This is a genomic window from Thermaurantimonas aggregans (assembly GCF_003851885.1).
Classification (GTDB): Bacteria; Bacteroidota; Bacteroidia; order Flavobacteriales; family Schleiferiaceae; genus Thermaurantimonas; species Thermaurantimonas aggregans.
This window is the reverse complement of record NZ_BHZE01000043.1, coordinates 1-4,126: the sequence shown is the minus strand read 5'-3', so window position 1 is coordinate 4,126 and position 4,126 is coordinate 1. Positions and strand designations below refer to the sequence as shown.

At 40.5% G+C, this 4,126-nt stretch carries 2 protein-coding genes; both read left to right on the top strand.

The genetic code is table 11. The annotated features are described in order from the left end of the window. The first annotated feature begins 446 nt into the window (after positions 1-446). Complete coding sequence (locus tag EIP89_RS11340) at positions 447-1,841, top strand: type III PLP-dependent enzyme domain-containing protein (RefSeq protein WP_124398799.1); 1,395 nt, start codon at positions 447-449, stop codon at positions 1,839-1,841. A gap of 111 nt (positions 1,842-1,952) precedes the next feature. Then, positions 1,953-3,980, top strand: a complete 2,028-nt coding sequence (locus EIP89_RS11335; RefSeq protein WP_124398798.1) for a T9SS type A sorting domain-containing protein — start codon at positions 1,953-1,955, stop codon at positions 3,978-3,980. Positions 3,981-4,126 lie beyond the last annotated feature (146 nt).

Below are 4,126 nucleotides of genomic sequence, written 5' to 3'. Positions count from 1 at the left end.
CATTTATCAAATCGAAATCACTACACCCAAGACGAAAGAAACCATTAGCAAAGTAATCCTTTTAACAGAGGAGCAAAAAAAAGTAGCTTCAATCTTCAATTTTGGGTGTTAAAATGCGGAAGTCAGGGGGTTGTAATGTAGATCAACCGAGAAATCTGGCTAAGTCTGTTACAGTGGAATAATTCGGATTTGATTGAATTAAAGTGGATTTAAAACCTGGCATTGATCGCCAGGTTTTTTATTTTTTGTTTTAGAGCTGTTTAGCTTATTGGAAAAAATTTAGTAAAGTATAAACTTACTACTTTAAGAGGCTAAAACGCCTTGAGAAATTAAATCCATCTCACTTAGATCAATTTTTTTTGTTTTATCTAACTAACTTACTTTCAAATTTAATATCAAATCTAAAATCTGTATTTTTACCTTTGCAGGGCATTTAACAAAGAGCGATGAAAAACAAATATATCGACTTAATTGAGCAAACTTTTGATTGGCCTCAGGAAGAATTTAAACTTGAAGACGATACACTGCTTTGGCACAACATCAATTTGATGGACATCATTAAGCAGTACGGAACTCCTTTGAAAATAAGCTATCTACCCAAAATATCACAACAGATTCAAAAGGCCAAAATGCTCTTCAACGTAGCTATGGCTAAGGTGGATTATAAAGGAAAGTACAACTTCTGCTATTGCACTAAGTCAAGCCACTTCTCCTTTGTGCTCGATGAAGTATTGAAAAACGATGTTCACCTCGAAACATCCTCAGCTTTCGACATAAACATTATCGATGCCCTCTACGAAGAAGGAAAGATTGACAAAGACATCTACATCATTTGTAATGGATATAAAAAGGACGTGTATGTCGAAAACATTGCTCGGCTTATCAACAACGGTTTTGAGAATACCATACCGGTATTCGACAATATGAAAGAAGTGGATCAGCTCGATGCACTACTTGAGGTGCCATGTAAAATTGGCATACGCATCGCTGCCGAAGAGGAGCCAAAATTCGAATTTTATACCAGCCGGCTAGGAATTGGATACAAAGACATTGTGCCTTTTTACCTTGAAAAGATTAAAGACAATCCCAAGTTTGAGCTCAAGATGCTCCACTTTTTTATCAATACTGGAATTAACGACAATGCCTACTATTGGAGTGAGCTACTGAAATGTGTAAATGTGTATATCGAACTCAAAAAGCACTGTGAAACCCTTGACTCACTCAACATAGGCGGTGGATTCCCAATCAAGAATTCGCTCAATTTCCACTATGACTACGCCTACATGGCAGAGGAGATCATCGCACAAATCAAGCAAGCATGCAATTCAGCAGGAGTCCGCGAACCTCATATCTTCACCGAATTTGGTTCCTTTACCGTAGGTGAAAGTGGGGCAGTTCTCTTCTCCATTCTAGGTCAGAAAAAGCAAAATGACCGCGAAGCCTGGAATATGATTGATGGCTCTTTTATGACAACCCTACCTGACTCATGGGCTATTAACAAGCGCTTTATCTTGCTCGCTATTAACAACTGGTTTGAAGAATATGAGCGAGTGCTTTTGGGAGGCCTCACTTGTGATAGTGACGATTACTATAACTCAGAGCAGCACTCTAACGCCATTTACTTACCCAAATACAAAGAAGACCGCCCTCAGTACATTGGCTTCTTCCATACAGGAGCATACCAAGATAGCCTTGCAGGTTATGGAGGCATTCAGCACTGCCTATTACCCGCTCCTAAACATGTAGTAATTGACCTGGATGAAGATGGAGAAATACGAACAAGGCTCTTTGCAAAAGAACAGAGCTATAAGAGCATGATGAAGATTTTAGGGTACATGTAATATTTAAACATTTTTCGCTAAAAAAAAGGCCGGCATAAGCCGGCTTTTTTTGTTGTTAAAAATTTTTTAATGTAAATACATACAAAGTATGTTTGTAAAAAAATAAACCAAATGAAAAAGAGCTACTTACTGTCTATTTTGGTTGCAATCGCCAATACACTTCAGGGCCAGTACTATTACATCATTGGCCTCCAAAAAGGAAATCCAGGTAACTTAAATCCTGATCTAGAATATCCAGTTGGGGGCGGGTTAACTACAGGGTGGACCGTAATTCATGACGGCAATGCTGTCTCTGGGCCACAGTGGAGTTCTGTACGAAGCATCCCGTTTAGCTTCTCTTTCAACGGAAATCCAGTGACCCATTACAAAGTCAGTACATCGGGAATTTTGACATTCGATACAGCAGCCACATCACTTCCACCATATGGACGGCTCACACTGCCAAACTCGGGCGTGCCCAACAACTCAGTGTGTATTACTGGAATTAGCTCACTGGAAGCAAACGATAAAATTGTAACAAAGACCTTTGGCACAGCTCCAAATCGCCAGCACTGGATCTTTTTTACTTCTTACAGCAGCAATAATTCAGCGAGTTGTTTTACCTATTGGAGTATAGTTTTAGAGGAGACTACTAACAGAATACACGTAGTTGATCAACGCAATGCATGTGCAAGCTCGCTTTTTTCAGTCGGTTTACAAGTCAACAGCACTACAGTCATAATGGTGGCTACTTCGCCCAACTTGACGTCAAAAGCTCAAACTAACCCTGCACCTGACGACAACGAATATTACACCTTTATTTATGGCACTCAACCACAAAGAGATGCAGCAGGCGCTACAATTACCACAGCTGGTATTTTAGCACTCACTCAAGCACCTTTTACCATTAGCGGAACTTTTGGTAACCTAGGATCAGCTACCATCACAAAAGCCACAGTAAACTACAGCATCAACAATGGCCCAGCTGTATCTGCCACACTGACAAATTTGAATTTTCAACCTCTTACCATCGCTACCTTTAATCATCCGACAACTTGGAATCCTGGTACTGCAGCTAATTACACAGTAAAAATGTGGTTGAGCGGCATTAATGATCAAAACGACCAAAACAATGCTAACGACACCATCACCAAGGTGATTAATGTAGTGCCAGCACTTACCCAAAGAAGACCTCTGATGGAAGTGTTCTCTTCATCCACTTGTGCACCTTGTGCTCCGGCCAATGCTTCCTTTAAAGCCCTTATGGATCAGCAACCACCTGACCACTTCACCGTAATTAAATATCAAATGAGCTGGCCGGGTACAGGCGATCCTTACTACACGCCCGAAGGGGGCGATCGCCGAACCTTCTATGGAGTAAACAGCGTGCCCAACATGCAAATCGACGGAGGCTGGAATCAGCACGCCGGTCAGGCCACACAAGCAATCATTGATCAATTCAGAGCTGTGCCTTCTTTTGTAAACATCAATGCCACAAGTACGCGCAACGGTCAAACGATAAGTGCACAAATCAACGTCTCACCGGTTGCTAACTTAACTGGAAACATTCGCCTATTTGCCGCTATCAAAGAAACTCAAACCACTCAAAACGTAAAAACTAACGGAGAAACGGTATTTTACGACATCTTCAAAAAATTCATGACTCCCTCTACCGGGCAGGTGGTAACCAACTTAAATGCCGGCACGACTCAAACGTTTAACCTGTCTTACACCTTCAACGGCACATACATACTGCCGCCTAACGCTACTCAACCCGTTAATCATGCCACCAATCATACCGTTGAAAACTTCAACAACCTCCGCGTAGTCGTCTGGCTACAAGATATGACTACCAAACAGGTACTTCAAAGTACCCAAGCGACTCTTTCGATGGTGGGCATCGATGAAGTTGAAAGTAAAGTCATAAAGATTTATCCCAATCCCACAAAAGACCAATTAAACGTGGATCTTAAATCACTCACTGACTTTAACAAAATTCAGTGGAAAGTACTTCACGTAAATGGTCAGGTCCTAATGAATGGCAGCGAAACCGCTGATGCTAAATTGACACTGGATGTGAGCTCGCTTCCAACAGGTCTTTACATCCTTGAAATAGGAAATGGATCGCAGGTACTGCGCTCAAAATTCCAAAGATTGTAAAGTTTGATTTTTTATCAATAAAAAAGAAGCTGTCCTAAAAGAGGGCAGCTTTTTTTTATCAGTTTTTAAATGGTATTTAATGTTACAAAAAATGAATTAGACTTAAAGCAGGTTTTTGGTAGTGATATTTCAAAAAATTGATTTTT